This is a genomic window from Nitratidesulfovibrio sp. 1201_IL3209, assembly GCF_036763125.1.
Taxonomy (GTDB): Bacteria; Desulfobacterota; Desulfovibrionia; order Desulfovibrionales; family Desulfovibrionaceae; genus Cupidesulfovibrio.
In genome coordinates, this window is sequence record NZ_JBAIYT010000003.1 from 1 (window position 1) to 26,736 (window position 26,736).

The window sequence follows — 26,736 nt, forward strand, 5'->3', positions numbered from 1 at the left end:
CATACGAACAAAGGCTCTTTTCCGATGGCTCCACCGTTACAACAATCTCCGCCCCCATTCTGCCCTTGGGGGCAGAACTCCGGCAGAACGACTAGCGCAACGGGGAACAACCTGTTGACACTCTACAACTAGCGGCTGCGGACGGCAATCCAGCTGCCCAGGATGCCCATGAGCACGGGTACGGCCAGCAGCAGGGCGGCCTGTTCCGGCGGGGGCAGGCGCAGTTCCAGCAGCAGGGGCGGCACGTTGAGCGCGGTGCGGAAGCGCCAGTGCATCAGCAACAGCAGCAGGCAGGCCAGGCCGCCGCCCAGCAGCCCCTGCAACGCGCCCGCCACCACCAGGGGCAGGCGGATGTACCAGTTGCGCGCGCCCACCAGTTGGAGGATTTCGATTTCCTCCCGGCGGGTGGACAGGGTGAGCCGCACGGTGTTGCCCACCACCAGCGCCAGCACCACGCCCAGAAAGCCCACGGTGGGCCAGATCACGAAGCGGCTGGCCGAACGCCATGCCTTGCCCAGTTCGTCGCGCAGGGGCGATGCGGCCACGCGCTCGACACCGGGCATTGCCGTGAGAAAATCCCGGGTGTCGGCGGCCCATTTTTCCGGCTCGGCCTCGCGCGGGGCAAAGGTCAGCAGGGCCGTGGGCGGCAAGGGGCTTTTGCCGGACAGAAAGCCCATATCCAGACCGTTGGGCGGCCCGCCGCCCGTTTCGCCCATGCGGCGGGCCAGGGCCTCCAACGCCTCGTCCGGGCTGTAGGTTTCCAGGCTGGCCAGCCAGGGCATGTGGCGCAGTTCTTCCCACTGGCCGCGCACGTGGGCCATGTCCGTGCCGGGCCGCCAGTACACCTGGTACACCGTTTCCCCGCGCGACGCGCTGAGTTCGGCGTCCACCGTGGCCAGGGCCATCAGGAACAGCCCGGACAGAAAGACCACCAGGGTCACCGCCGCCATGGACAGCAACTGCGCCCACGGGTGCAGGAACAGGTCGGCCACGCCGCGGCCCAGCAGGCGGAAGAAGGTGCGCATCACAGCGACAGCCTTCCGCCGCGGCGGTCGCCGGGGGCGCTGCCCGTGCCGCCGTCGTCCGAATGGCCCGACCTGCCAGAGCCGCCGGAACCGCCCGGAACGCCCGGCGCGTCCAGGCCGCAGGGGTCCATGCCGCCACCGTCACCCAGATGCAGGCCGCCGTCGGCGCAGCGGAACACCTCGCCCCCCGGCCAGTTGGCGTGGGTGATCATGCCGTCCTCCAGCCGCAGCAGGCGCGCGTCCGAATGGCGGCGGATCAGTTCCGGGCTGTGCGTGGCCAGCACCACGGTGGTGCCGTAGGCGTGGAACTGCATGAAGATGTCCATGAGCCGCAGCGACAGTTCCGGGTCCAGGTTGCCGGTGGGTTCGTCGGCCAGCAGCACCTGGGGGTTGACCACGATGGACCGGGCCACGGCCACCCGTTGCTGCTCGCCGCCGGAAAGCTCGCCGCACGGCGTGTCCAGCCGGTTTTCCAGCCCCAGCGCGCGCACCACGGCGCGCACCCGCCGCCCGATGTGCTGGGGCGCAAGGCCGCGCACTTCCAGCGGCAGGGCCACGTTGGCGAACACGCTGCGCTCCGGCAGGATCTTGAAATCCTGGAACACCACGCTCACCTGCCGCCGCAACAGCGGCACCGTGCGGCCGGAAAGGCGCGTCAGGTCGAAGCCCGCCACGGAAACCGCGCCGCGCTGCACCGGCAGGGCCCCGTGCAGCAGGCGCAGCAGGGTGGTCTTACCCGCGCCCGACGGCCCGGAAAGAAACAGGAATTCGCCCTTCTCCAGCGAAAAGGACACGTTCTTCAGCGCCCAGTGGGCGCCGAACGAATGCGACAGGTGGCTGACCTTGAGCATGCTGGCCGCATCAAAGCAAAGCCCGCGCGACATTGCAAGGGGGCAAGAGGCAATGGGCAATGCGCGGGCGGCGTGGCCGGGCAAGAAAACACGGGGGAGAGGAGGGGCGCTTTTCCAAAACCGCCCCCCCTCTCCCCCGGTACCGGATACTCTTACCCAACCCGCATTTCGTAAACCCGCAGCCGGGGCAGATGTAGCAGCCTTCCTGGAACACGAGTTCCTCGCCGCAGTCGGGGCAGCGCTGCTTGTCCAGGTCGTTGACCGGTCCGTGGGGGGGCAGTTCGCCCTTGAGGTAGCGGTTTTCCAGCACCCACGAGATGGCGTCGGGGATGGACAGCAGCAGGCCCTTCTTCTGGAACACCGGGTGTTCGCCGCCGATGCCCTTGAGCTGTTGCACGATGTCGCGCACCTCCACGCCGGAGCGCAGGGCCAGCGACACCAGGCGGCCGATGGCCTCGGCCTTGGCGGTGATGGACCGGCCGGACTTGCCGATGGTGGCGAACACCTCGAAGGGCTTGCCGTCGGCCTCGTTGACGGTCAGGTACATGGCCCCCAGGCCCGTGGGCACCTTCTGGGTGAACCCGTAGACCACGTCCGGGCGCTGGCGCACGGCGCTCTTGTGGTCGTCGTCCTTGCCGTCGTCCTTCTTTTCGCCTTCGCCGGTGCACAGCACCTGCACGGACTTGCAGCCGTCGCGGTACACGGTGACGCCCTTGCAGCCCTGCTCGTAGGCCATCCAGTAGATGGCCCGGATGTCGTCGATGTCGGCCGAGTTGGGCAGGTTCACGGTCTTGGACACGGCGTTGTCGGTGTACTTCTGGAAGGCGGCCTGCATGCGCAGGTGCCACACCGGGGCGATGTCCATGGCGGTCACGTACACCCGGCGCAGGTCTTCGGGCAGGTGGTCCATGGCCTGGATGGAGCCCTTTTCGGCCACGGCCTCCATCAGCTTCCTGCTGTGGCTGCCGGTGGCCACCAGGGCCGCCTCGAAGTGGGGATTCACCTCCACCAGGCGTTCGCCGTCCATGACGTTGCGCGAGAAGCACAGGGCGAACAACGGCTCGATGCCCGACGAGCACCCGGCGATGATGGACAGGGTGCCGGTGGGCGCGATGGTGGTCACCGTGGCGTTGCGGTAGGGGCCCATGTCGCGCTCGGCAAAGGTCGATTCCTCGTAGGCCGGGAAGGGTCCGCGCTCCTTGGCCAGCACCTTGGAGGCGGCGCGGCCCTCGTCCTGCACGAACTGCATCACCCGCTCGCCCAGGCCGATGGCCTCCTGGCTGTCGTAGGGAACGCCCAGCTGGAACAGCAGGTCGGCCCAGCCCATGACGCCCAGGCCGATCTTGCGGTTGCGGTGCACGGTCTCGGTGATGCGCTCCAGCGGAAAGCGCGAGGCGTCGATGACGTTGTCCAGGAAGCGCACGCCAAGGTGGATGACCCGCTTCAGTTCCGCCCAGTCGATGGCCTTTTCCGGCGAGGGATGCGGCAGGCCGCCTTCCCTGGCAGTGGCGGTGCCGGGCACGAAGAACGCGGCCAGGTTGATGGACCCCAGGTTGCAGGCTTCGTAGGGCAGCAGCGGCTGTTCGCCGCAGGGGTTGGTGGACTCGATCTCGCCCTGTTTCGGCGTGGGGTTGTCGCGGTTGATGCGGTCCAGGAACACGATGCCCGGATCGCCGCTTTCCCACGCCTTCTGCACCAGCATCTCGAAGACCTTGCGGGCCTTCAGGCGTTCGCGCACCTGGCCGGTGTGCGGGGCCACGAGGTCGTATTCCTCGTCGGCCTCCACAGCCTTCATGAAGGCCTCGGTCAGGCCCACGGACAGGTTGAAGTTGTTGAATTCGCCGTCGCGCTCCTTGGCGCGGATGAACTCGATGATGTCCGGGTGGTCGATGCGCAGGATGCCCATGTTGGCCCCGCGCCGGGTGCCGCCCTGCTTGATCTGCTCGGTGGCGGTGTTGAAGATGCGCAGGAAGGACACCGGGCCGGAGGCCACCCCGCCGGTGGAGCCCACGCGGGCCTCCTTGGGCCGCAGGCGCGAGAAGGAAAAGCCCGTGCCGCCGCCGGACTTGTGGATCATGGCGGCGTGCTTCACGGCGTCGAAGATTTCCTCGATGGAATCGCCCACGGGCAGCACGAAGCAGGCCGAAAGCTGGCCCAGGTCGGTGCCCGCGTTCATCAGGGTGGGCGAGTTGGGCAGGAACTTCCAGCCGGTCATCAGGTCGTAGAATTCGCGGGCCAGCGCGTCCGCCTTGTAGGGTGACTTCCTGTACTTGCCCTCTTCCGCCGCGATGGCCCCGGCGATGCGCCAGAACAGCGAGCGGGCGTCCTCGAAGGGCTGTCCGTCCGGGCCCTTGCGGTAGTACCGCTTGGCCAGCACGACCTTGGCGTTGGGGTTCAGGGCCACGTCGGGCAGGGCATCGGGCATGGACGGCGGAGTGGGCAGGGGTGGGTTCGCTGGCGCTGTCATGTGGCTGTTTTCCGGTGATAATTTTGTAATATGTTGAATTTGAACGGAAAAAATTTCCGTGGATGCAGTTGTGACCAGACCATGGTGTAACCCGCCGGGATGGGAAAATCCAGAGTCTAGAATTTTTCCACAGTCAGTGCGCGGGGGCGGCAAGGTGGCGCGGGCACAGGGCGGACGCATGATATGCCGTTTTGATGTCATTTCGTAATACGGCATAACGCGGCGGAATAACGGGCGGAAAAAAGATGCGCGAAATCACCGGGTGGGGAAAACGGTGGAGCCGCGAGCGGGGGGGGGGGCGGACTGCTGGTGGCGGGGGACTATGGCGGCGCGAGGAACGGGCGTTGGCCGCCGGGCCGCGTGGGCGTGGCGGAAGGGGCTGTTGGCAGGGACGGGCCGGGAGGGAGCGCCGCCCCGGCTACACCTGTTCGCGGGTGCGCTGCCGCCGGTCGGCAATGACCCGGCCCAGCCAGTTGCGCAACTGGTCCAGGTCCTGCTGGTGGATCTTTTCCGAGGAATCCAGCAGCAGGCGCAGGGTTTCCACATCCTTGCGGATGGTGCCCACCTCGCCCTCGGCGGTGCGGGCGAGGTCGGCCAGAAGGTCCATGGCCGACTGCCGGGCCGCCAGGGTGGACAGGGCGGCGGCGATGGTGTCCAGCGCGCGGGTCTGGTGCTCGATGAGCGCGTACAGCGCCTGGCCCGGTTCCAGGTTCCCGGCGGGCGCCGGCGGGGCGGCGGATGCGCCTTCGGCCACGGGCAACGGCCGTACCGGCTGGGGGGGCGTTGCGGTAGGGCTTGTTGCGGAAACCCCGTCCGCAGCCCCGGCCCGGACGGGCGCGGGCTGCACGGCGGCATTGCGGGGAAAGCGCCGGGCCAGGATGGCCTCCACCGCGCTGGCGGTGCGGGCGGTGTGCATGGCCTCGATGATGGCCTCGATGATGGTCAGGGTGCCCGTCCGGTAGCGGCGGCGGCGGCCGTCGCCCACGGTGGGCATGAATGCCGCGAAGCGCTTGCAGTAGTAACGCGCGGTGGATTCCGGCAGGGAAAGGCGGCGGGCGATGTCGGCGATGGTCAGCAGGTCGTCGGCGGGGGCCTGCGTCACCTGTGCGGTATCGCGCGGTGCGGTGTCCGGCATGGTGTGCTCCCGTGGCGTTGTGGCGGATACGCTGCCCGACGGCATGCGCATTGCCTGTTGCTCTGGGGCCGTGTGCATCATGTCTTCTATACGCAATGCGAATCAAGCGCAACAAAACGGGGGGACGGATGAGGAAAATGGCGTGTTTCCTTGCGTTGCGGGGCGTGAAACGATTGACAAGAAAACGCGGTCACTGCATAGGGTGGGACATGCTGACCGTGGTTTGGTTACGGGGGGAAATCCGCATAGCGCAAGGAGGACATCCTGATGTTGACCAAGGCTGAATTTGTTGCCGCCCTCAAAGAGGCGCTGCCCGACGTGTTCGTGACCAAGGTGAGCGCCGAAAAGGCCTATGACGCGTTCTGCCGCGTGCTCTCCGATGGCGTTGCCAACGGCGCCGGCGTGCGTCTGCCCGGCGTGGGCGCGTTCTCGGTCACCGAGCGGGCCGCCCGCACGGGCCGGAACCCCCAGACCGGTCAGAGCATTTCCATTCCGGCCCGCAAGGCCGTGAAGTTCATGGCCGCCAAGACCCTGGTCGAAGGCCTGAACAAGTAGCATTCGCAAGTACGCGTCCGGACGCGAACGGCCGCATCCTTCGGGGTGCGGCCGTTTTTGTTTCGGGGGAAGCGTGCGTGCGGGCGCGCTCAGGGCTGGGCGGCGGCGGTCTGCTCCGCCGGGTGCAGGATGCGCCGCGCGGCGATGAAGGCGCGTTGCCAGTAGTGCACGGTCAGGCTTTCCTCGCGCACGATGCCGCCGGGCTTGGGGCTGTGCACGAACTGTCCGCCCCCGGTGTAGATGGCCGTGTGCAGGCCCAGCGGGCCGGACCCGGTGCGGAACACGATGATGTCGGCCGGGCGCAGCTCGCCGCCGGGCGGCACCGGGTTGCCGCAGGCGGCCTGCTCCTCGGAGGTGCGGGGCAGGTCCACCCCGTGCTGGCGGAAGGTCCACCACACGAAGCCCGAGCAGTCGAAACCCTCTGCCGGGGTGCGCCCGCCGCTGCGGTAGGGCACGCCCAGGGCGGAGCGGGCGGTGCGCACCAGGGCCTGCGACGGCGCGGACGGGGCCTGCTGGCGGACCACGGATTCCTGCACAGGGTCGATGACGATCTGTTGCTTGCCCGCGCAGCCCGCAAGTGCCACAACGGACAGCAGCAGGACGGTCAGCGCGGTCCGCCGTACCGTGGTACGGGCGGCTTGGGCGGCGGCATGGGCGAGGCCGGGGCGGCGGGCGCAATGCGTTGCGCCGCGCGTTCCGGTGCGTTGCGGAACGGCGGTGGCGGGGTCGGTGCGGTGCGCGCGCCGGTCCGCGCATCGATCCGGGCCGACGGAGTGTGCGGTGCGCATGGCCGCCCTGTAGCACGAAATCCTGAAAATGCCCATGCATGCGGAGGGGTGATGGCCGACGGGAATCGTGAAGGCGCAGCGGGCCGCGGCGCGGTCTTTCCCCTGTTGGACCTGCTGCCGCTGGTGGAGGCGGCGGGCGCGGTCATCCTGGACTGGTGCGACGGGGCCGCCCCGCGCATCCGCCGCAAGGCCGACGATTCCCCGGTCACCGAGGCGGACGACGCCTCGCAGGCCGTGCTGGCCGAAGGGCTGGCCCGGCTGCGGCCGGACCTGCCCGTGCTGTCCGAGGAGGGGCGCATCCCCCCGCATGCCGAGCGCGCGGGCTGGCCGCGCTTCCTGCTGGTGGACCCGCTGGACGGCACGCGCGGCTTCCTGAACGGCGAGGGCGACTTCGCGGTGTGCGTGGCCCTGGTGGAGCGGGGACGCCCCACGGCGGGCATCCTGCATTTTCCGGCGCTGGGCGTCACCTGGTACGGCGGGCGCGGCTGCGGCGCGTGGCGGGTGGAGCACGGCGCCCCGCCCGAGCCGGTGCGTGTGGCGCGCACGTTTCCGCAACGCGCCACGGTGATGCAGGGCCGGGTGCGCCGTACCCCCCGGCTGGACGCCTATCTGGCCGCGCACGCGGACATCCGCTCTGCGGCCTTCCCCGGCCGGGCCGGTGCGCCCGCGCCGGTGCCCATGCCCCTCGACCCGGCGGCGCAGGACAGGCTGCGGGCCGGGCTGTTCCCGCACCGGCGCATGCAGGCGGGCGGGCCGCTGAAGTTCTGTCTGGTGGCGGAAGGGGTGGCGCACGTCTTTCCGTGCATGCACCCCACCTGGGAGTGGGATACCGCGCCGGGCCAGGCGTTGCTGGAAGGGGCGGGCGGCGTGGTCACCCTGCTGGACGGCACCCCGCTGGTCTACAACAAGCCCGATTTGCGCAACGATTTCATCCTTGCGGTGGGGCCTTCCGGCGGGGCTGTGGGACCTTCCGGCGGGGCTGTGGGACCTTCCGGCGGGGCTGTGGGACCTTCCGGCGGGGCTATGGGGCCGGATGGCGTACAGGACGCCCCGGCCTGACCGGAAAACATGACGGCGGATGGCCGGTGCGCGATTTCGCCCGGCCTGCCGCGCCGCCTGTCGGGGCGGGCGTGGGGTGCGGTTTCCGCAGTGCGGTGTTGCGGTTGCCCGGCGCGGTCAGCGTTCCGCCCACAGGGCGCGCCCGCCCTTCACGCGCAGCCGGGCCAGCGGCAGGCCGCGCCAGTGGAGCAGGGCGGTGGCGGCGTTGCGCGGGGCGTCGATGCTGCGGCCGGTGAGCAGCCCGGCGATGTCCGCCGGGTCGTCCATGTGCAGCATGGCCACGTTGCCGTCGGCGGGGCGCTCCGCATCGGCGGGACAGGGCGACAGAGGCATCAGGGGCGTCAGGGGTGACGGGGGGATCAGGGCGCGCAGCCGGGGCGAGGGGCGGATGCCGTCCTTGCCCCATTTGCCCAGCGGGTAGCCGCGCCACCGCAATGCGGCGGGCAGCCGTTCCAGCGCGGGCCGGGGCAGGAAGTAGGCGGTGTCGCCGAAGGGGGCCACCACGCCGTCGGGCAGCAGGGCCGGGTCCAGCCCGGCGTCGGGCCAGGCCGAGGGGGGCAGGGCGTCGGCGCGCACCCGCTCCGTGTCGGGCAGGGGCGGGCAGGGGGCAAGGGGACCGGCGTCGCCGTTTCCGCCGGGCTTGCGCAGGCAGGCGATGAAGAAGCCCTGCGCGCCCGAACGTTCCGGGTCCACCCGCAGGGTGCCCTCGCAGCCGGGCAGTTCCGGCTCGGCGAACACGAAGCCCGGCGGCGGGGCCAGCCGTACGATCTCCAGCCCCAGTTCGTCGCGGGCGTGCAGCACCTGGGCCTCGTTCTCGTGCACGTTGGTGGTGCAGGTGGAAAACACCACTCGGCCGCCGGGGGCCAGCAGGCGCGCGGCCTCGGCCAGCAGCAGCCGCTGGATGCCGATGAGCGGCTTGACCTTGTCGCCCTGCCACAGCTTGAGCACCGAGGGGTTGCGTTCCACCGTGCCCCAGCCGGAGCACGGCGGGTCCAGTTGGATGCGCGTCCATGAACCGTCGGGCAGGGGCAGCGCTTCGCCGGGGTGCGAGCAGGTCACCGTGTTGACCAGGTTCAGGGTGAACAGGTTCTGGCGCAGGGTGGCCAGACGGGTGTGGTTGGGTTCGTTGCCCACCACCAGCCCGTGCGGCCCCGCCAACTGGGCCAGGAACCCGGTCTTGCTGCCGGGGCTCGCGCACATGTCCAGCACGGCGGCCCCGGCCTCCGGGGCCAGCGCCAGCGGCGGCAGCATGGACGAGCGGTCCTGGATGTAGATCAGCCCGAAGAACGCGGCCAGGCTGCCGCCCAGGGGGCGCGGTTCCGCCGTGAGGCGGCGGCACCACGGAGAGAACGGCTCCGGGTCGAACCCGTAGCCCTGCGCGCGGAGCAGGTCTTCGACCAGGGGCACCTGCGCGGGCGGGCACACGATGCGGAAGGAACGGGCGGCGGGTGCGGTCATGGGGCGTGGGGAAAGATGTTGGAGGGCGGCGGCCGGGCAGCGACTGGGCAGCGACTGGGCAGCGACTGGGCAGCGACCTGGCGGCAACGCCCCGGCAACATCCCGGCGACATCCCGGAACCGGGCGGCAATACGCCGGCAACGTCGCCGTGCCAGGGTGGTTCCGGCGCCCGGCCCGGCTCGGGCCGTACGGCACAGCGCCGCTCCTACCTTATGGTTGCTTCGGCCATCAAGAGATATTATGAGAGCGTTCAGCGCCAAGGCAATCCCCCTTCCCCTTCCGGGATGCGCGCGGGGATGCGCCCTTGAACCAAGGAGAACCTGATGCAACTGCTCATGCGCTCGGCGGCGCTCGTGCTTGCCCTGCTGCTTTCCGCCGCCACCGCCATGGCCGCCCCGGCCCCCAAGAGCTTCGCCGTGCTGCCGTTCAAGGTCAACGGTCCCGCCGGCTACAAGTATCTCGAGCGGGCCATCCCCGAGATGCTCACCTCGCGCCTGTACTGGAAGGACAACTTCCATCCCGTTTCCAAGGAAGCCTCCGCCAAGGTCACCCCCCCGGAAACCGAAACCCAGGCCAAGGCCGCCCAGGCCTCGCTGGGCGCCGACTATGCCGTGTGGGGCAGCGTGACCGTGGTGGGCGAGGATTGCAGCCTGGACGTGCGCGTGCGCGACCGCGACGGCAAGGAATGGCCCAAGTCCGCCAACGCCAAGGTGGCCGGGCTCATCCCCGCCCTGAAGGGCGTGGCCGACTCCATCAACGCCGAAGTGTTCAAGCGCCCCGGCGAGGGCGGCCCCGCAGCCGCCGCGCCCAAGGCGGTCAACCAGATGAACCCCGAGCTGGTGCACAACGAGACGCAGCCCCAGCAGGTGTACCTGAACCCGCAGTTCCGCTACGCGGGCGCGCCCGAGGGCGACAGCCGCATCCGCAGCCAGGCGCTGAACTACTCGGCCATCGGCATGGTGGTGGACGATCTTGACGGCGACGGCAAGAACGAAATCCTCATGCTGGACGACCACGGGGTCTACGCCTACCGCTGGGACAACGGCCGCCTGATCCCCATGGGCGAATACCGCTCGCCGGGCCTGGTGGAATGCCTGAGCATCCGCACCATCGACTGGAACCGCGACGGCGTGAAGGAAATCGTCGTCAGCGCCTACAACAACGACGGCGAGCCGGAATCGTTCATCCTCAACTGGAAGAACGGCCAGTTCACCGAAGTCATGCGCCGGGTGCGCTTCTACCTGAACGTGGAAAAGCTGCCCCCGGACTACATTCCCACGCTCATCGGCCAGCGCGGCGACAACCCCCGCCTGTTCAAGCCCGGCGTGTACGAAATGCTCAAGACCGGCGACCAGTTGGTCACGGGCAAGCGCCTGGACCTGCCCGAAGGCGCCAACGTGTTCAACTTCACCTACCTGCCCGGCGGGAAGGGCGAAGGCGACAAGTGCGTCATCCTGACCGAGAACGAACGGCTGCGCGTGCACACCGACCGCGGCGCCCGCCTGTCCGAGACCGACGAGAACTATTCCGGTTCGTCCAAGGGCATTCCCGAGGAACCCTCCATGCCCGGCCTCGGCAAGGACCGCTTGCAACTGAAGAACATCTACTTCGTGCCGCTGCGCATGTACGCCGTGAACCTGGACCGCGACGAGCACTGGGAACTGCTGGTCAACCGGCCCATCTCCACCGCCGCGCAGTTCTTCGAGCGCTACCGCTTCTTCCCGCAGGGCGAAATCCACGCCCTGTACTGGGACGGCGTGGGCCTGAACCTGCAATGGAAGACCCGCCGCATCAAGGGCTCCGTGGCCGACTTCACCGTGGGCGACTTCAACAACGACGGCGTGACCGACATCGTGCTGTGCGTGAACACCCACCCCGGCGCCCTGGGCCTGGAAAGCCGCAAGACCATGCTGCTGGCCTATCCCCTCGACCTGTCCAAGGCCGACCCCAACACGGCCCCGGACAAGACCGAGAGCGAACAGCAGTAGCCCTTGCGGGCACGGGCCCTCCCCCGGCGGGGGCCTTGCGCGATCACCACGCCCGGCGGGATGCCATGCACCCGCCGGGCGTTCGCGTAGGGGGGCGGAACTGCCCCGGCGGCGCAACCTTCAACCCTCGGAACCGCACCCCATGGCCGAACCGCTCGTGGTCACCGCCGCAGAGGCGGGGCAGAAGCTGGTGCAGTACCTGCAACGGCGCTGCGGCGCGCCCCCGTCGGCCATCCAGCGCTGGGTGCGCACCGGGCAGGTGCGCATCAACGGGGGGCGCTGCAAGCCCTTCGACCGGGTGGCCGAAGGCGACGTGGTGCGGGTGCCGCCCTTTGCCCTGGCAGAGGGGAATGGGGGCGCAGCCGTAGCGGCGGATCGTGAGCCGGGCCGTTCGGCCGGCGGCGTGGCCGGAAAGGCCGCGCCGCCTCTTCCCGTAGTCTCTCCCCTTCCTCCCCCCCCTCCCCCCCTTCGCGTCGTCGGCCGCGCCGAGGGGTTGCTGGTGCTGCTGAAGCCCGCGGGCCTTGCGGTGCAGCCGGGCACCGGGCACGACGACTGCGTCACCGCCCGGCTGGCCGCGCACCATGCCGGGGCGGACTTTCTGCCCACGCCCGCCCACCGGCTGGACCGCGACACCTCGGGCCTGCTGCTGGTGGCCACCAGCTACGCCCGGCTGCGCGCCCTGTCCGACGCCTTTGCCGCGCGCGAAGGGCTGGTGAAGGAATACCTGGCCTGGGTGGCCGGGCGCTGGCCCCACGAGGGGGCGCAAACCCTGCGCGACCGGCTGGAGAAGCAGGGTGCGCCCGGCCACGAGAAGGTGCGCCGGGTGGAGGCGAGGAGCGCGGGGGACGCGGCGGCGGGCCGCTTTGCGTCTGGTGCCGACACGGCCCGCGACGCGTCTGGTGCCGAAATGGGCCGCTTCGCGGCCTGCACCGTCATTCCCCTGCGGCGGGGCGATGCGGCCTCGCTGCTGCTGGTGCGCCTGCACACCGGGCGCACCCACCAGATCCGGGTGCAACTGGCCGGGCGCGGCCATCCCGTCATGGGCGACCGCAAGTATGGCGGCCCTCCCGGCGGGCAGGGCATGCTGCTGCACGCCGTGCGCCTGACCCTGCCCGGCGGCGAACGCTTCACGGCCCTGCCGGACTGGACCGGGCGGTGGAAGGTTGACGCCGGGGAACTACCCTAGCCCGGTCGGCCATCGGCCTCGCCGGATTTCCTGAAACTGCACCTGTACCCCCGCCCGTTTTCCGGTACAATGGCAGGCATGTCACGCGGACCGCATGCCGGTTGTGGCCTGCCTCATGCCCGGTGGAACCTGCGCCGGGCCGCGTCCGGTGGCGTGCAACCTACGGGAGGGAGCCGGAATGATACCGGAAACAATGTTCGAAGTGTTGAAGAACGAAGGGGTCGTGGCCATCGCCACCCAGGGCGAGGACGGGCCGCATCTCGTCAACACCTGGAACAGTTACCTGAAGGTGCTGGACGATGCCCGCATCGTGGTGCCCGTGGGCGGCATGCGCAAGACCGAGGCCAACGTCTCCCGCGACGCCCGGGTGCTGATGACCCTGGGCAGCCGCAAGGTGGCGGGCCGCAACGGCCCTGGAACGGGCTTCCTGATCCGGGGCACGGCGGCCTTTCGCACCGACGGTCCGGATTTCGAGGCCATCGCCCGGTTCAAGTGGGCCCGCGCGGCCCTGGTGATCACCGTGGCGTCGGTGGAGCAGACCCTGTAGGTCCGTCCGGGCGGGCCAGTCCGGACCCCGGCCGCATGCGGCCACGGTTCGGGGGCTCCCCGGCAACCGCTCCGGGGCGCAGTCGCGAACAGGGGCGGCCCGCCTTGCGTGCGGACCGCCCCTGCGTGGCTTGTCGTGTGGCGCGGCCGTCCGCCCGCTACTTGGCGGCCTCGATGAGCGCCAGGCAGCGCTTGGCCAGGGCCGTGACCTCGGGCTTGGAAATCTGGTCGTCGGCGCCCACGGATTCGCCCTTGTGGCGCAGCTTGTCGGTGATCAGCGACGAGAACAGCACCACCGGCAGCTGCTTCAGCGCCGGGTCCTCCTTGACCTGCTTGCACAGGTTGTGGCCGTCCATGCTGGGCATCTCGATGTCCGAAACCAGCACCTGCACGTAGTCGGTGACGGGGCGCGCGTCCTGCTCCGCCTTGCGCTTGATGTCGACCAAGCGTTCCCACGCCTCGCGGCCGTTGTTCACGGCCTCCACCTCGAAGTTGGCCTTCTGCATCAGGTCCTTCAGCATTTCGCGGATCAGGCCCGAGTCGTCGGCGATGAGGGCGCGGTAGCGGGTGTTGGCCGACCAGTCCACGGCCTCGTCCAGGCGCAGGCCCAGTTGCGGGTTCAGGTCGGCCACGATCTTCTCCAGGTCCAGGATGAAGATGATCCGCCCTTCCAGCTTGACCACGCCGGTGATGGAATTGTTGGACAGCGCCGCCACGTAGCGGTTGGGCGGCTCCACCTCTTCCCAGCTGATGCGGTGGATGCGGTTGACGCCGGACACCATGAACGCCGTGGTCACGTTGTTGAATTCGGTGACGATGACCTTGGGCGGCTCGCTTTCCGCGCGCTGTTTGCCCAGCCATTGGCTGAGATCCACCAGCGGGATGATGTGCGAGCGCAGGTTGAACGCCCCCAGCACCGAGGGGTGCTGCACCTCGGGCAGGCCCGTGACCTTGGGCATGCGGATGATTTCCAGCACCTTGGCCACGTTGACCCCGTAATAGCCCCGGTAATTGGGGGTGGCGGGGTCGGTGGAGCTTTCCTCGAGGTGGAATTCCACGATTTCGAGTTCGTTGGTCCCGGCTTCGAGCAGGATGTTGGTCTGGGACATGGCCCCCCCTCTTGGTGCGGCGCGTCTCTTGTGATGCGGTACGTCTCTCGTGATGCGGCGCGTCGATGGAAACGTATCTACAAAGATTCCAGGAATCGTTGGACGGCGTCAATAAGACTTTTCGGCGTGGAGGCCGCGGCCGTTAGCCCGATGACCGATTTTTTCCGCAATTCGTCCACAGGCAGCTGGTCCACCGTCTCCACGTGCACGGTGAACACCCCCTGGGCGCGGGCCACGTCGGCCAGGCGGCGGGTGTTGCCGCTGTCGAAGCCGCCCACCACCACCATGGCCTCCACCCGCCGGGCGATGTCCACGGCCTCCTGCTGGCGCTTGCGCGTGGCGTCGCAGATGGTCTGCAACACGGGAATCTCTCGGCCCAGGCGCTGGCGCAGCCAGGCTACCACGTCCTCGAAGGCCGCGCGGTCCTGGGTGGTCTGGGCGGCCAGGAAGTAGGCCACGCCGTCGCGCAGGGGCAGCCCCTTCAGTTCGTCCAGCGAGCCGAAGACCATGGCCCCCTCCCCGGCGTAGGACAAAAGGCCGCGCACCTCGGGGTGGTCGGCCTCGCCGAACAGCAGCAGGGTGCCGCCATGGCCGCGTTCCTCGGCGATGCCCAACTGGGCGCGCTTGACCTTGGGACAGGTGGCGTCCACCACCGAGGCGCCGGTGGCCTTCAGGGCCGCCTCCTCGGCCACGGGGATGCCGTGGGCGCGAATGACCACCCGCTGGCCGGGCGTCACCTGCGCGGTGTCGCGCAGGCAGCGCACCCCGCGCTCCTCGTAGTGGGCCATGACCTGCGGGTTGTGGATGATGGGGCCCAGCGTGGCGATGGGCGCGTTGTTTTCGGTCACCTCGCGGTCCAGCTTGCGCAGGGCCAGGCTGACCCCCATGCAGAAGCCCGCCGTGCGGGCGCGGATGATCTTCATGGCCGGGCGTCTCCATGGGGGACGGTTGCGGTCGTGCCCACGCTGCCGCCGTCTTCGGCGAACGCCTGCGGGGTAAGGTGGGTTTCCAGCAGTTCTTCCAGCAGGTCCCGGTCCAGGCACGAGGCCAGCCGGTTGCGCAGCGCCCGCACGCCGGGAATGTGGCGCACGTAGCGCGGCACGAAGGTGCGCATCTTGAGCAGGGCGGTGCGCTCGCCGGAATGGGCCAGGGCCAGTTCCAGGTGACGGCGGATAAGCGCCTTCAGCCGGTCCGCGTCGGGCGGCGGGGGCTGGCCCCCGGCCAGCAGGACGCGGTATTCGTCGAACACGGCGGGGTTGTTCATGGCCCCGCGCGCGAACATCACCGTGGCCACGCCCGTCTCGCGCACGCAGCGCACCGCGTCGGCCGCCGTGAACAGGTCGCCGCTGGCCACGACCGGAATGGACAGCGCGGCCGCAAGCTCGCGCAGGACGCTCCAGCGCGCCTCGCCCGCAAAGCCCTGTCGGGCGAAGCGGGGGTGCAGGGTGATCCACCCCGCGCCCGCGTCCTGCAACCGCAGGGCCATTTCGCGCCAGGTCTCCTCGCCCGCCTGCCAGCCGAGCCGCATCTTGAAGCCCACCCGGCCTTCCCCGGCCACCTCGACCATGGCCCGGGCCACGGCCAGGGCGTTGTCCATGTCGCGCGACATGGCCGAGCCGCAGCCTGTCTTGACCACCTTGGGCACCGAGCATCCCATGTTCAGGTCGAACCAGCGGAAGCCCTGTTCCATGAGCCCCGGCATGACCTGGCGCATGATTTCCGCGTCGGCCCCGAACAGTTGCAGGATCAGGGGCGCGTCTTCAAGGGGGGCATCTTGCTGCGTGGTGGCCAGCAGGTCGCGCGTGCCGGGGCTGTGGTACAGCAACCCCTTGGCGCTGACCATTTCGGTGCAGCAGGCGGCCGCGCCGTGCTCGCGGCACAGCAGGCGGAAGGGCAGGTCGGAGTACCCGGCCAGGGGGGCCAGCCACGGGGCGTCGGGCCGCAGGGGCGGCGCGGCGGCGAGGTGGGAGGCGGCGGAGGCGGTGTCGGTCATGCGTCGTGCGGGTCGGGGTGGACGGTTGGGAGTGAATGGGAACGGAAAGGGTTTTGTACGCCTCCGGCGGGCGGGGGGCAACGCCCCCCGCACCCCCCGAACGGGGATGATGCGGAGGGGTTCGGAAGGGCCGGGAATGATACCGGGATGCCCCGGCGTCAAGCCAGCAGGCCGGACCCCCCGTGCAACGCGGCCAGCAGCAGGCCCAGCGGGTCGGACGGCCCTGCGGGCAGGGGGCCGGTGGACAGCAGGGCCGTTTCAAGGGGTACGGACGGGGAGGGCGTATCCTCCGGCTGGCCGGTCAGGATGGGCAGCAGCGGTTCCAGCAGCGCGCCGATGGTGTCGGGATGCTCCGCCATGACCCGGAAGGCCAGGCGCGCCGGAGTCTCCTGCGTCGCGGCCCGCAGCAGGCCGTGCAGCAGGAAGCGGCCGGGGGAATGTGGGGACGGGGATGCCCCGCCGTCCGGGGTGCCGTCCGGGGTGCCGTCCGGGTCGCCGCCGGGGCCGGGCGGGACGGGCATCCCGCCCAGCAGGATCCGGGTCAGCCCGCCGCCCGTGGACTCCGGCTGCGGCGGCAGCACCGCGCAGTCCAGGGCGCGGGCCGTGGGGCACAGCCACGGCAGGTGCAGCAGGGTCACGCCGGGGTGCGCCGCGCGCAGCACCGGCAGCAGGGCCAGCCGGGCACGCTGGCAGGCCAGGAACAGGGCGGCGGTTTCCGCGTCTTCGGCCACGTGCGCGGCCAGGGCTGCATGGCGCGCGGCGGCGGTAGGCGGTGGATTCGGAGCGGTGGATGCGCCCCACGCCGGAAACAGGGCCTTGGCCAGCCGGGCGTCCAGCCGGTCGCGCGCGGTGGCGTAGTCCGCCGCCAGCCGGGCGGGCGAGGGGGGCGGCACGGCCGCGCCGTCGCCTTCGGCCAGCAGGCGCAGCACGATGTCCGGCTCCGTCCGCTCCACCCGGAACAGCAGTTCCGTGCCGGGCTGGGGAAAGACGGGCATGGAGGCCAGCAGGGTCTGCCCTTCGATGTCGGCCCAGCCCAGCCCGCCCGTGCTGGCACCCGGCGCGGCGAAGGCGGACGACTGCGCCGCCGGGCGCAGGAACGTGCCGCGCACCGTGTCGCCGGGCCGGTGGGCGCGCCGGAAGCGCGCCGCGCGGTCCGAGCGCTCCGGGTCGTGCCGCTCGCCGAAGCCCCCGGACGGCCCGGCGCTTCCGGAACCCGGCGCGTGGCGGATGCGCTCGCTCATGCCCTGCCGTCCCCGGCGTCCTCCGCCTGATGCTCGCGGCGGCAGCGGCCCTGGTTGGACGCCTTGCAGGCGTCGCACACCGCGCCCTTGAGGTAGCGGCGGTAACACAGGGCCAGGGCGTCGGACAGGGTTTCCGCCATGTTGTCCGCGCCCAGCTGCGGCACCAGCCCGGAACGCTCGAACACCGCGCGCACGGCGGGTTTCACCCCGCTCAGCACCAGGGCCACGCCGCGCCGCTGGCACTTGCGCAAGAACTGCTGGAAGGCGTGCACCCCCGTGGCGTCCACCCAGTGCACCTGGCGCAGGTGCAGGATCACCGCCCGGTGGCCGAAGTCCTCGTACTCGTACAGCCGCTGCTCCAGTTCGTCCACGGCCCCGAAGAACAGCGTGCCCTCTATGGAGTACACGGCCAGGTTGGGGCAGCACGGCCCGGCGGGCAGCCCCTGCAACTCCGGGCTGTCGCAGGTGTCCATGCGCGTCACCAGCGGGTGCGACACCTTGCGCAGGAACAGCACCAGCGACAGCAGCACGCCCACGAACACGGCCTTTTCCAGGTCCAGCAGCAGGGTGGCGGCAAAGGTGGCCAGCAGCACCATGCGGTCGGCCCGGGTGGCCCGCAGCGCAAGGACGATGCCGTGCTTGTCGATCATGCCCCAGGCGATGATCATCAGGATGCCCGCCAGCGCGGCGATGGGAATGTACGCGGCCAGCGGGGCCAGCAGCAGCACCGCCACCAGGGTGATCACGCCGGAAAGCGCCCCGGCGAAGCGGGTGCGCGCCCCGGCCACGAAGTTGACGGCGCTGCGGGTGAACGAACCGCTGCCCGGAATGCCGGAAAAGAACCCGGCGGAGATGTTGGCCAGCCCCTGGGCCACGAATTCGCGGCTGCCGTCCACCTGCTCGCCCCGCGCGCCCGCCAGGGTCTTGGCGATGGACAGCGCCTCCACCACGCCCAGCAGGGCGATGGCCAGGGCGGGCATGAACAGGTCGCGCATCACCTGCGCGTCGGGCGCGGGCGGCAGCGAGAAGGGCGGCAGCCCGGCCGGGATGGCCCCCACCACCTTCACCCCGTGCGCGCCAAGGTCCAGCGCCCACGCGGCCACGCCCGACGCCACCACGGCCAGGAACGCGGCGGGCAGGCGGCGGTGCGTCCGCGCCACGCCCAGGGCCACGGCCATGGCGAACAGTCCCGTGCCCAGCGCCCACGGGTTGGTCTGGGGCAGGTGGCGCAGGGTGGAAAGGACCAGTCCGAGGAACGTGGGCGCATTGCCGATGCTCACGCCCAGCAGGTTCTTGATCTGCCCCACGGCGATGAGCACGGCCGCCCCGGCCGTGAAGCCCACCATCACCGAATGGGAGATGAAGTGCACCAGTTCGCCCAGCCGGGCCAGCCCCATGACCACCTGGAGCAGCCCGGCCAGGATGGCCACGCCGAACACGTAGGCCATGCGCGTTTCTTCCGGCAGGCCGGACAGGGGCACGCCGTTGACCACGGTTTCCGCCATGGTGGCGAAGAGCAGCATGGAGATGGCGTTGGTGGGGCCCGCGATGAGGTAGCGCGAGGCCCCCCACAGCGCGGCCACGATCACCGGCACGATGGCCGCGTACAATCCGTACCTGGGATGCACCCCGGCAATGACCGCATAGGCCATGGACTGCGGCAGGGCCACCACGGCCACGGTCAGCGCGGCCAGCAGGTCGGCCCGCAGCATCTGGACGTTGTAGCCGCGCAGGCTTTCCACGAAGGGCAGGGCGGCGCACAGCATCCTGTCGCCCAGGCCGCGCGGGGGCACGGGACAGGCGGGGCCGGAAGGGGGTGGCGGCGGAGGGGGGGTGGCCGGGCCGTCCGGCTTGGCCTGCCCGGCCGGTGCCTCCTGTTTCCCGTGTCTGGCGTCTTTGTCTGGCGTGTCTGGCATGGTCTCACCGTTTGGCGTGGAGGCACCCGGCCGGAGCGCATGGGGTGCCGGGCATGCCCACAGGATGCCTCCGAAGGGGCCTTGTGTCCAGCGCGGGACAACAGAAAAGGGGAAGGGGCGACGGGTTTCCGTCGATGGCCTCACCGATCATGTCCCCCGATCAGGCCCCGGCCCGGGAGCCCGGCCCATGGCCCGCATCTTGCTTTGCCGCGCCCATGGACATCTTTGCCTTTGACGCCGCCTCCATGCTCAGCTTCCTGCTCACCTTCATGCGGGTGAGCCTGGTGCTGTTCCTGCTGCCCTTCTTCGGGGGCGAGGCGGCCCCGGTGCAGGTCAAGGCGGCGCTGTGCCTGGTGTTCACCCTGGCCCTGTGGCCGCACGTGTCCCTGCCGGGCGGGCAGATGCCCGCGCATCCCTTTTCGCTCATCGTGCTGCTGGCCGGGGAACTGATCCTGGGCCTGATGCTGGGCATGACCGTGCACTTCCTGTTCGCGGGCATCCAGACCGGCGGCCAGATGCTGGCCACCCAGATGGGCTTCACCATGATCACCCTGGCCGACCCGCTGACCGGGGCCAACGTCAGCATCACCTCGCACTTCCTGTACATGGTGGCCATGCTCACCTTCCTGGCGCTGGACGGCCACCTGTACATGCTGCGGGCCTTCGTGCGCACCTTCGAACTGGTGCCCCCCGGCGGCCTTCTGCTCGGCCCCTCGCTGGTGAAGGAAATACTGGCCCTGTCCGGCTCCATGTTCGTGCTGGCCGTCAAGATCGCCGCGCCGGTGCTGGTCTCGCTGTTCCTGGTGGAACTGGCGCTGGCGCTCATGGCCCGCGCGGCCCCGCAGATGAACCTGCTGATGATCGGCTTTCCGCTCAAGATCGCCGTGGGCTTCTTCTTCATCGGCATGCTGTTCACCATCATGGCCGACAAGATCCGCGAGTTCATCGTGGGCATGGACCCCATGATGCTGCACCTGTTGCGGGCGGCCAGCCCGCTGGTGGACCGCTGACCGAACCCTGACGGAGGGCTGCCATGGCGCAGCGCGACCCGAGCAAGACGGAAAAAGCGACGCCGAAACGTCGCAAGAAGGCGCGCGGCAAGGGCAACGTCCCCAAGTCGCAGGAACTCACCAAGACCCTGACCATTCTGGCGGGCTCGGTGGGCCTTCTGTTCTACATCGACTTCCTGGCCAAGGACATGCAGGCCATCTTCCGGCATTTCCTGGGCAACGCCTTCGGGTTCCATCCCAACCAGCAGAACGTCATCGACCTGCTCATGTGGATCGCCGGGGAACTGGCGGTCATGCTGCTGCCCATCATGCTGTTCATCGGGTTCACGGCCTGGCTGGTGCTGCGCCTTCAGGTGGGCAAGCTGTGGACCACCGAAGTCTTCAAGTTCAACTGGTCGCGCTTCAACATCCTTGCCGCGCTGAAGCGCATGTTCTTCTCGCCCGACACCTTCATGCGGCTCGGCAAGAGCCTGTTGCAGGCGGTGTTCATCGGGGTCGCGCCGTACCTCATCATCCGGCGCGAGATGCACAACTTTTTGCCGCTGTACTACGCCGACGCCCAGGGGGTCAGCGCGTACATGCTCAAGACCGGGTGGGACATGGTGCGCTACGCGCTGGTGCCCATGTCCATCATAGCCGTGGCGGACTTCTGGTACACCCGCTGGAGCTATGAGGAAAACCTGAAGATGACCAAGGACGAGACCAAGGACGAGCGCAAGCAGGCCGAGGGCGACCCCGTGGTCCGTTCGCAGCAGCGCCGCAAGATGATGCAGATGATGGCCAGGCGCATGTTGCAGGACGTGCCCAAGGCCGACGTGGTCATCACCAACCCCACCCACTTCGCCATCGCCCTGCGCTACGACGCCACCGAGGCCCCGGCGCCCATCGTGCTGGCCAAGGGCGCGGACAACCTGGCCCGGAAGATCAAGGAAGTGGCCCGCGAACACGGCGTGCCCATCCGCGAGAACAAGCCGCTGGCACAGGCTTTGTATAAGGCGGTGGAGGTCGGCGACATGATTCCCGCCGAACTGTTCCAGGCCGTGGCCACCGTGCTGGCCAGCCTGTGGAAATTCAAGGCGGGACGGGCATCGTAAGGCCCCGCCGGCGAACCTGAAGCAAGACCGCGCAACCTCCGACAGGTGTCAAGAACATGGCTGCCAAACCGGGATACGCACCCAAGATAGACTACCAGCGCTTCGCCAAGCAGGGCGACATCCTGCTGGCGGGCGGCGTCGTCACGATCCTGTTCGTGATGCTGGTGCCGCTGCCCACGTTCTTCCTGGACATGCTGCTTTCGCTCAGCATTTCGCTGTCGCTGGTGATCCTGGTCACCTCCATGTTCATGCTCTCGCCGCTGGAATTCTCCATCTTCCCGTCGCTGCTGCTGGTCACCACCCTGCTGCGCCTGGCGCTCAACGTGGCCTCCACCCGCCTCATCCTGCTGCACGGCGACGAAGGCACCGACGCGGCGGGCAAGGTCATCCAGGCTTTCGGCGAGTTCGTGGTGGGCGGCAACTACGTCATCGGCGCGGTCATTTTCATGATCCTGTTCATCCTGAACAAGATCGTCATCACCGCGGGCACCACGCGCATCGCCGAAGTGGCCGCGCGCTTCACCCTGGACGCCATGCCCGGCAAGCAGATGGCCATCGAGGCCGACCTGAACGCCGGGCTCATCGACGAGGAGGAAGCCACCGCCCGCCGCACCAACATCCGCAAGGAAGCCGACTTCTACGGCGCCATGGACGGCGCAGGCAAGTTCGTGCAGGGGGACGTGAACGCGGGCATGTTCATCACGCTGATCAACGTCATCGGCGGGATACTGCTCGGCGTGTTCCAGAAGGACATGGAGTGGCGCGACGCGCTGACCACCTACACCCTGCTGACCATCGGCGACGGCCTGGTGGCCACCATTCCCTCCATCATCGTATCCACGGCGGCGGGCATCATCGTGTCGCGCGCGGCGTCGGAAGCGAAGATGGGCGAGGAATTCGTGGGCCAGCTGTCGTACAACTCGCGCGCGCTCAACCTGGTGTCCGGGGTGCTCGTGCTGTTCGCCCTGGTGCCCGGCATGCCCACGCTGCCGTTCCTCACCTTCGGCGCGGGGCTGTACGGCGTGTCGCGCCTGGTGGGCGGCAGGCAGGCCGAGGACGCCGCCGACGCCAAGGACGGCAAGGGCGCCAAGGGCAAGAAGAAGGGCGATTCGCTGGATACCCCCGAAGAGGTGCAGACCCTGCTGCCCCTGGACACCCTGGAACTGGAAGTGGGCTACGGCCTGATCCCCCTGGTGGACGAGGACCAGAACGGCAACCTGCTCTCGCGTATCCGCTCCATCCGCCGCCAGTTCGCCCTGGACATGGGCGTGGTGGTGCCCTCGCTGCACCTGCGCGACAACCTGCAACTGAAGCCCGGCCAGTACTGCGTGCTGGTCAAGGGCAACCAGGTGGCCTCGGCCGAGATCCTCGTGGACCACTACCTGGCCATGGACCCGGGCAACGCCAAGCACCGCATCCGGGGCATCGAGACGCGCGAGCCGGCCTTCAACCTGCCCGCCCTGTGGATACCCGAATCGCAGAAGGAAGAGGCCATGCTGGCGGGCTACACCGTGGTCGATCCCTCCACGGTCATCGCCACCCACCTCACCGAGGTGTTCAAGCGCCACCTGGGCGACTTCCTGGGCCGCCAGGAAGTGCAGGGCCTGCTGGACAACCTGGCCAAGCACGCGCCCAAAGCCGTGGAGGAACTGGTGCCCGGCATCCTGCCCCTGGGCACGGTGCAGAAGGTGCTCCAGAACCTGGTGCGCGAGAACGTTTCCATCCGCGACCTGCTGACCATCGCGGAAACCCTGGCCGACTACGGCCCGGCGGTGAAGAACGCCGACACCCTGACCGAGTACGTGCGCGAACGGCTGGCCCGGTCCATCGTCAAGCCGTACATGGACAGCGAGGGCGGCCTGCCCATCGTCACCCTGGACCAGGCCGTGGAGAAGACCGTGCAGGAAGCCATCCGCCAGACCGACGGCGGCAACTACCTGGCGCTCAACCCCGGCATCGCCCAGCGGCTCATCCAGCGCGTCAACGGCGCGGTGGAGCGGGCCGTGAACACCGACGGGCAGCCGGTGATCCTGGCCTCGCCCGTGTCCAGGCCGCACCTGGCCCAGTTGCTGATGCGCTTCCTTCCCAACGTGGCCGTGATTTCGCAGGCCGAGATTCCTTCGGACATCCGGTTGCAATCCGTGGGGAGCGTGGCCTTCGAGTAGGGGCTATTGACGCCATGGCCCTTTTGCCCTCTGCCTTCGTCAGAATGGTTTTTTATTCCGGTTGAATACGATAAGAGTATACGCCCTCCACAAAAAACCATTCTTCCTTGGCAGAGAACAAAAACCCTCATGGCGACAACAGCCCCAAAGAGGGGAAAACCCCCGGCGGCAGCGGCGAAACGGGGTTTCGCCAGATCCGCGAGGCGGGCGGCGCCGTCCGCGCTGAGAGCATTTTTCTGCAACGGTACAACTTCAAGGTCGAAATGCTCTGATGCAGATCAAGACGTACACAGGCCGGAACGCGACGGCGGTGCTGGCGAAGGTCAAGGCGGAACTGGGCCCGGACGCGGTCATCCTGTCCTCGCGCGAATGCCGCGAGGGCGGCCGCGCGTGGCACGAGATGTCCGTGGGCGTCGAGCACGCGGCCGCGCCCGGCGCGGCTGGCGCGGGCGGCCCGGCGGGCTCTTCTTTTGGCTCCGGCGGCTCCGGCGGCCCTGGCGGTTCCGTTCCCCCCGGCTGGGAGGAATGGCACCGCGAATGGGGCCAGATGAAGGAACACCTGTTCGCCCTGATGAAGCCCGCCCTGCGCATGGAAGAGCTGACCCCCCGCCAGCGTGTGGCCCTGGAATACCTGACGCGCGAAGGCGTGGACGACGGCGTGGCCATGACCCTGCACCGCAGGCTGGCGGCCGATGCCGGGGCCTCGGTGCTGGATGCGCTGGCCGACATCGTGCCCGTGCGGGGCTGGGGCCTTGCGGCATGGCCGCAGCGGGCCCACGTGTTCGCCGGGCCGTTCGGCGCGGGCAAGACCACGGCCATGCTGCGCATGGCGCTGGCCCTGCGCCGCGAGAAGCCGGACCTGAAGATCGTGCTGGTCAACGCCGACTGCGGGCGCGGCCACGGCCGCCTTCTGCTGAAGCACTACGCCGAGCTTTCCGGCCTGGTGTACCGCGAGGCTTCCAGCGCCGCCGAATTCGCGGCCATCCTGCGCGAATGCCCGGACGCCGGGCGCATCCTGGTGGACCTGCCGGGCGTGGCGCGCGACGGCAGCCTGGCCCGCCAGCTGACGACCCTGGGACTTTCGGGAGCGGGGGCGGGAGCGGGGGCGGGAGCGGGGGCGGGCACGGGCGTCGCGGTGCATCTGGTGCTGCCGCCGCATCACGGCCCGGCCCAGATGTCCGCGCTGCTGGCGCGCTATGCCTTCCAGGGGGCGGGCAGCCTTGTCTGGACGAAGCTGGACGAAGCCTGTACCTTCGGGGCATTGGTGAACGTGGCGGCGGCCTGCGGCCTGCCCGTGTCGGCCCTTTCCTACGGTCCCGGCATGCGCAATTCGCTGGTTGCCGCGAGCGATGCGGCGTTGTGGCGCCTGCTGTTCAAGCGGCAACTGCCCGGCGAGGCCCCGGAACAGGTTGCGCCCCGGCCCGAACCCCGTCAGGCGGAGGCCCGTCAGGCCGAACCTCGGACGGCGGCGCAGGCGGCCCCGACGGCACACGGCATCCACGGGCAGCCGCGCACGGCGCGCCCGGCACCGCACGCACCCACTGGAGCTTGCATCGCATGAGCCCCGATCTCCCTCTGGTATTCTCCGTCACTTCAGGCAAGGGTGGCGTCGGCAAGACCAACATCGCCGCCAACCTGGCCTGCTGCCTCGCGCAGGAGGGCAAGCGCGTGGTCCTGCTGGACGCGGATCTGGGCCTTGCCAACGTGGACGTGGTGCTGGGCCTGACCCCCCGGCTGAACCTGTTCCACCTGTTCCACGAAGGCGTCAGCCTTTCGGAAATCCTCTGCGACACGCCCTACGGCTTCCGCATCCTGCCCGCATCGTCGGGCATGAGCGAGATGCTTTCGCTCACCACCGGCCAGAAGCTGGAACTGCTGGAGGCCATGGACGCGCTGGAAGGCGCGGTGGACTACCTGATCGTGGACACCGGCGCGGGCATCAACGACAACGTGCTGTATTTCAACCTGGCGGCGCAGGAACGGTTGGTGGTGCTCACCCCCGAGCCCACGTCGCTCACCGACGCCTACGCCCTGATCAAGGTGATGAAGCTCAACCACGGGGTGGAGCATTTCAAGGTGCTGGTGAACATGGTGCCCGACGCGCAGACCGCGCGCGACATGTTCACCCGGCTGTACAAGGCGTGCGATCATTTCCTTTCCGGGGTGTCGCTGGACCTCGCGGGCTTCGTCCCGCGCGACCCGGCGGTGCGCAGGGCGGTGGTGAACCAGCGCCCCTTCTGCGTCATGGCCCCGGACAGCGCGGCCTGCGCGGCGGTGCGCGAGGTGGCCCGGACGGTACAAACGTGGGACGTGGCGGCGAGCCTCGATGGAAACATCAAGTTTTTCTGGAAGAAGCTCCTCTTCCGGCACTAGCCCCTGGGAGGCGCTGGAATCGGGAGCCGTCGCCTGGGGCGACTTCCCGCGCGCCGACCAGGAACGGATAGTCCGGCACTACGCGCCCAAGGTGCGGTTCCTGGCCTTGCGCCTGAAGGCCAAGCTGCCCCGCAACGTGGAGCTGAACGAGCTGATCAGCGCGGGCACCCTGGGCCTCATGGAGGCGCTGGGCAAGTTCCGGCCGCAGCTCGGCATCCGCTTCGAAACCTACGCCGAAAGCCGCATCCGGGGCGCCATGCTGGACGAGCTGCGGCGGCTGGACTGGTTTCCGCGCAGCCTGCGGCAGCGGGTGCGGCAACTGGACGAGGCCATCCAGCGCATCGAGCACGAAAAGGGACGCCATCCCACCGAAGCCGAATTGCAGGACGCCACGGGACTGGACCAGAAGGATGTACGGCTGGGTCTTGAGGCGTTGCAGAACCAGTTGTGTCTTTCGCTGGACGCAATACAGGACTCGCTGGCGCCCGATGCGGCCGTGCAGGGCGATGGCGAACCGTTCCAGACCACGGCGACGCAGGAACTCATAGAGCGGGTGGCGGCGCTGATCGACGAATTGACACCCCGGGAGAAGCTGGTATTGTCGTTGTATTATAGCGACGAACTGAACATGCGCGAAACAGCCGAGGTCATGGGCATCACCGAGGGGCGCGTCTCGCAACTGCACTCCCAGGCGCTCAACAGGCTGCGCAAGGAATTCAGGAACCACTACGGAGAACACGGCACCGTCTGACTGCGGCGTCCGTTGGCCAGGAGTAC

The 26,736-nt window shown here is 69.3% G+C and carries 23 protein-coding genes and 1 pseudogene; 13 read left to right on the forward strand and 11 right to left on the reverse strand.

Features of this window, described 5'->3' with window-relative positions:
• Position 1 precedes the first annotated feature (1 nt).
• Positions 2 to 118 (forward strand): integrase core domain-containing protein, encoded by a 117-nt coding sequence (locus V6B97_RS17390; protein WP_442935459.1) that lies wholly within the window; start codon positions 2 to 4, stop codon positions 116 to 118.
• A 10-nt stretch (positions 119 to 128) separates the two neighbouring features.
• Here the strand turns inward: V6B97_RS17390 and V6B97_RS02815 are convergent, their stop codons facing one another.
• From V6B97_RS02815 to V6B97_RS02830, 4 genes and pseudogenes are all read right to left on the reverse strand, one after another.
• On the reverse strand, positions 129 to 1,025 hold the full coding sequence (locus V6B97_RS02815) for a cell division protein FtsX (RefSeq protein WP_333504977.1): 897 nt from the start codon (positions 1,023 to 1,025) through the stop codon (positions 129 to 131).
• 161 nt (positions 1,026 to 1,186) lie between these two features.
• Positions 1,187 to 1,876: pseudogene (gene ftsE, locus V6B97_RS02820) on the reverse strand (cell division ATP-binding protein FtsE); the annotation flags it as partial.
• Between the two features lie 10 nt (positions 1,877 to 1,886).
• Positions 1,887 to 4,343, reverse strand: coding sequence for a vitamin B12-dependent ribonucleotide reductase (locus tag V6B97_RS02825; RefSeq protein WP_333504979.1), 2,457 nt, complete (start codon positions 4,341 to 4,343; stop codon positions 1,887 to 1,889).
• A gap of 418 nt (positions 4,344 to 4,761) precedes the next feature.
• Complete coding sequence (locus tag V6B97_RS02830) at positions 4,762 to 5,478, reverse strand: MerR family transcriptional regulator (RefSeq protein ID WP_333504980.1); 717 nt, start codon at positions 5,476 to 5,478, stop codon at positions 4,762 to 4,764.
• Positions 5,479 to 5,745: 267 nt separating this feature from the next.
• On the opposite strand from V6B97_RS02830, the gene V6B97_RS02835 reads away from it, so the two are divergent.
• Positions 5,746 to 6,033 carry an HU family DNA-binding protein gene (locus tag V6B97_RS02835; protein ID WP_007525258.1) on the forward strand — a complete coding sequence of 96 codons (288 nt, stop codon included), beginning with the start codon at positions 5,746 to 5,748 and terminating at the stop codon, positions 6,031 to 6,033.
• 89 nt (positions 6,034 to 6,122) lie between these two features.
• On the opposite strand, the gene V6B97_RS02840 is transcribed toward V6B97_RS02835, so the two are convergent.
• A complete protein-coding gene (locus V6B97_RS02840; protein ID WP_333504981.1) occupies positions 6,123 to 6,821 on the reverse strand; it encodes a C40 family peptidase in 699 nt (232 codons plus the stop codon).
• Positions 6,822 to 6,872: 51 nt separating this feature from the next.
• Between V6B97_RS02840 and V6B97_RS02845 the strand changes: the two genes are divergently transcribed.
• The gene (locus V6B97_RS02845) at positions 6,873 to 7,880 is read left to right on the forward strand and encodes a 3'(2'),5'-bisphosphate nucleotidase CysQ family protein (protein ID WP_333504982.1); all 1,008 of its coding nucleotides are present in this window, start codon (positions 6,873 to 6,875) and stop codon (positions 7,878 to 7,880) included.
• Positions 7,881 to 7,997: 117 nt separating this feature from the next.
• Here the strand turns inward: V6B97_RS02845 and V6B97_RS02850 are convergent, their stop codons facing one another.
• On the reverse strand, positions 7,998 to 9,338 hold the full coding sequence (locus V6B97_RS02850; protein WP_333504983.1) for an RsmB/NOP family class I SAM-dependent RNA methyltransferase: 1,341 nt from the start codon (positions 9,336 to 9,338) through the stop codon (positions 7,998 to 8,000).
• Between the two features lie 323 nt (positions 9,339 to 9,661).
• Here V6B97_RS02850 and V6B97_RS02855 point away from each other — a divergent pair, with 323 nt between their 5' ends.
• The 3 genes from V6B97_RS02855 (at position 9,662) to V6B97_RS02865 (ending at position 13,059) form a co-directional block, all read left to right on the forward strand.
• The gene (locus V6B97_RS02855; RefSeq protein WP_333504984.1) at positions 9,662 to 11,326 is read left to right on the forward strand and encodes a VCBS repeat-containing protein; all 1,665 of its coding nucleotides are present in this window, start codon (positions 9,662 to 9,664) and stop codon (positions 11,324 to 11,326) included.
• Positions 11,327 to 11,468: 142 nt separating this feature from the next.
• Positions 11,469 to 12,512 carry an RluA family pseudouridine synthase gene (locus V6B97_RS02860; RefSeq protein WP_333504985.1) on the forward strand — a complete coding sequence of 348 codons (1,044 nt, stop codon included), beginning with the start codon at positions 11,469 to 11,471 and terminating at the stop codon, positions 12,510 to 12,512.
• Between the two features lie 178 nt (positions 12,513 to 12,690).
• The gene (locus V6B97_RS02865) at positions 12,691 to 13,059 is read left to right on the forward strand and encodes a pyridoxamine 5'-phosphate oxidase family protein (protein WP_333504986.1); all 369 of its coding nucleotides are present in this window, start codon (positions 12,691 to 12,693) and stop codon (positions 13,057 to 13,059) included.
• A 157-nt stretch (positions 13,060 to 13,216) separates the two neighbouring features.
• Here V6B97_RS02865 and V6B97_RS02870 read toward each other — a convergent pair whose 3' ends face one another.
• The 5 genes from V6B97_RS02870 to V6B97_RS02890 form a co-directional block, all read right to left on the reverse strand.
• The gene (locus tag V6B97_RS02870; protein WP_333504987.1) at positions 13,217 to 14,167 is read right to left on the reverse strand and encodes a chemotaxis protein; all 951 of its coding nucleotides are present in this window, start codon (positions 14,165 to 14,167) and stop codon (positions 13,217 to 13,219) included.
• Between the two features lie 77 nt (positions 14,168 to 14,244).
• The gene (ispH, locus tag V6B97_RS02875; protein ID WP_333504988.1) at positions 14,245 to 15,090 is read right to left on the reverse strand and encodes a 4-hydroxy-3-methylbut-2-enyl diphosphate reductase; all 846 of its coding nucleotides are present in this window, start codon (positions 15,088 to 15,090) and stop codon (positions 14,245 to 14,247) included.
• Entirely contained in the window at positions 15,087 to 16,160 is a 1,074-nt protein-coding gene (locus V6B97_RS02880; RefSeq protein WP_333504989.1) for a tRNA dihydrouridine synthase, read from the reverse strand. Before V6B97_RS02880 ends, ispH begins: the two co-directional genes overlap by 4 nt.
• A 158-nt stretch (positions 16,161 to 16,318) precedes the next feature.
• Positions 16,319 to 17,401: a hypothetical protein gene (locus V6B97_RS02885; protein WP_333504990.1), complete on the reverse strand. Its 1,083-nt coding sequence runs from the start codon at positions 17,399 to 17,401 to the stop codon at positions 16,319 to 16,321.
• Entirely contained in the window at positions 17,398 to 19,317 is a 1,920-nt protein-coding gene (locus V6B97_RS02890; RefSeq protein WP_333504991.1) for a SulP family inorganic anion transporter, read from the reverse strand. Before V6B97_RS02890 ends, V6B97_RS02885 begins: the two co-directional genes overlap by 4 nt.
• Before the next feature lie 215 nt (positions 19,318 to 19,532).
• On the opposite strand from V6B97_RS02890, the gene fliR reads away from it, so the two are divergent.
• From fliR to V6B97_RS02925, 7 genes are all read left to right on the forward strand, one after another.
• Positions 19,533 to 20,327, forward strand: a complete 795-nt coding sequence (gene fliR, locus V6B97_RS02895; RefSeq protein WP_333504992.1) for a flagellar biosynthetic protein FliR — start codon at positions 19,533 to 19,535, stop codon at positions 20,325 to 20,327.
• 23 nt (positions 20,328 to 20,350) lie between these two features.
• Entirely contained in the window at positions 20,351 to 21,421 is a 1,071-nt protein-coding gene (gene flhB, locus V6B97_RS02900; RefSeq protein ID WP_333504993.1) for a flagellar biosynthesis protein FlhB, read from the forward strand.
• A 56-nt stretch (positions 21,422 to 21,477) separates the two neighbouring features.
• Entirely contained in the window at positions 21,478 to 23,586 is a 2,109-nt protein-coding gene (gene flhA / locus V6B97_RS02905) for a flagellar biosynthesis protein FlhA (protein ID WP_333504994.1), read from the forward strand.
• A gap of 107 nt (positions 23,587 to 23,693) precedes the next feature.
• Positions 23,694 to 23,858 carry a hypothetical protein gene (locus tag V6B97_RS02910; RefSeq protein WP_333504995.1) on the forward strand — a complete coding sequence of 55 codons (165 nt, stop codon included), beginning with the start codon at positions 23,694 to 23,696 and terminating at the stop codon, positions 23,856 to 23,858.
• Positions 23,858 to 25,147, forward strand: a complete 1,290-nt coding sequence (locus V6B97_RS02915; protein ID WP_333504996.1) for a flagellar biosynthesis protein FlhF — start codon at positions 23,858 to 23,860, stop codon at positions 25,145 to 25,147. The genes V6B97_RS02910 and V6B97_RS02915 overlap by 1 nt, the downstream gene beginning before the upstream one ends.
• Positions 25,144 to 25,959, forward strand: coding sequence for a MinD/ParA family protein (locus V6B97_RS02920; protein ID WP_333504997.1), 816 nt, complete (start codon positions 25,144 to 25,146; stop codon positions 25,957 to 25,959). The genes V6B97_RS02915 and V6B97_RS02920 overlap by 4 nt, the downstream gene beginning before the upstream one ends.
• The gene (locus V6B97_RS02925) at positions 25,913 to 26,710 is read left to right on the forward strand and encodes a FliA/WhiG family RNA polymerase sigma factor (RefSeq protein ID WP_333504998.1); all 798 of its coding nucleotides are present in this window, start codon (positions 25,913 to 25,915) and stop codon (positions 26,708 to 26,710) included. Before V6B97_RS02920 ends, V6B97_RS02925 begins: the two co-directional genes overlap by 47 nt.
• Positions 26,711 to 26,736: the final 26 nt, after the last annotated feature.

Coding starts and splice junctions, on each gene's coding strand:
- V6B97_RS02815 (WP_333504977.1), bottom strand. CDS start 1,025: ATGCGCACCTTCTTCCGCCTGCTGGGCCGCGGCGTGGCCGACCTGTTC.
- V6B97_RS02825 (WP_333504979.1), bottom strand. CDS start 4,343: ATGACAGCGCCAGCGAACCCACCCCTGCCCACTCCGCCGTCCATGCCC.
- V6B97_RS02830 (WP_333504980.1), bottom strand. CDS start 5,478: ATGCCGGACACCGCACCGCGCGATACCGCACAGGTGACGCAGGCCCCC.
- V6B97_RS02835 (WP_007525258.1), top strand. CDS start 5,746: ATGTTGACCAAGGCTGAATTTGTTGCCGCCCTCAAAGAGGCGCTGCCC.
- V6B97_RS02840 (WP_333504981.1), bottom strand. CDS start 6,821: ATGCGCACCGCACACTCCGTCGGCCCGGATCGATGCGCGGACCGGCGC.
- V6B97_RS02845 (WP_333504982.1), top strand. CDS start 6,873: ATGGCCGACGGGAATCGTGAAGGCGCAGCGGGCCGCGGCGCGGTCTTT.
- V6B97_RS02850 (WP_333504983.1), bottom strand. CDS start 9,338: ATGACCGCACCCGCCGCCCGTTCCTTCCGCATCGTGTGCCCGCCCGCG.
- V6B97_RS02855 (WP_333504984.1), top strand. CDS start 9,662: ATGCAACTGCTCATGCGCTCGGCGGCGCTCGTGCTTGCCCTGCTGCTT.
- V6B97_RS02860 (WP_333504985.1), top strand. CDS start 11,469: ATGGCCGAACCGCTCGTGGTCACCGCCGCAGAGGCGGGGCAGAAGCTG.
- V6B97_RS02865 (WP_333504986.1), top strand. CDS start 12,691: ATGATACCGGAAACAATGTTCGAAGTGTTGAAGAACGAAGGGGTCGTG.
- V6B97_RS02870 (WP_333504987.1), bottom strand. CDS start 14,167: ATGTCCCAGACCAACATCCTGCTCGAAGCCGGGACCAACGAACTCGAA.
- ispH (WP_333504988.1), bottom strand. CDS start 15,090: ATGAAGATCATCCGCGCCCGCACGGCGGGCTTCTGCATGGGGGTCAGC.
- V6B97_RS02880 (WP_333504989.1), bottom strand. CDS start 16,160: ATGACCGACACCGCCTCCGCCGCCTCCCACCTCGCCGCCGCGCCGCCC.
- V6B97_RS02885 (WP_333504990.1), bottom strand. CDS start 17,401: ATGAGCGAGCGCATCCGCCACGCGCCGGGTTCCGGAAGCGCCGGGCCG.
- V6B97_RS02890 (WP_333504991.1), bottom strand. CDS start 19,317: ATGCCAGACACGCCAGACAAAGACGCCAGACACGGGAAACAGGAGGCA.
- fliR (WP_333504992.1), top strand. CDS start 19,533: ATGGACATCTTTGCCTTTGACGCCGCCTCCATGCTCAGCTTCCTGCTC.
- flhB (WP_333504993.1), top strand. CDS start 20,351: ATGGCGCAGCGCGACCCGAGCAAGACGGAAAAAGCGACGCCGAAACGT.
- flhA (WP_333504994.1), top strand. CDS start 21,478: ATGGCTGCCAAACCGGGATACGCACCCAAGATAGACTACCAGCGCTTC.
- V6B97_RS02915 (WP_333504996.1), top strand. CDS start 23,858: ATGCAGATCAAGACGTACACAGGCCGGAACGCGACGGCGGTGCTGGCG.
- V6B97_RS02920 (WP_333504997.1), top strand. CDS start 25,144: ATGAGCCCCGATCTCCCTCTGGTATTCTCCGTCACTTCAGGCAAGGGT.
- V6B97_RS02925 (WP_333504998.1), top strand. CDS start 25,913: ATGGAAACATCAAGTTTTTCTGGAAGAAGCTCCTCTTCCGGCACTAGC.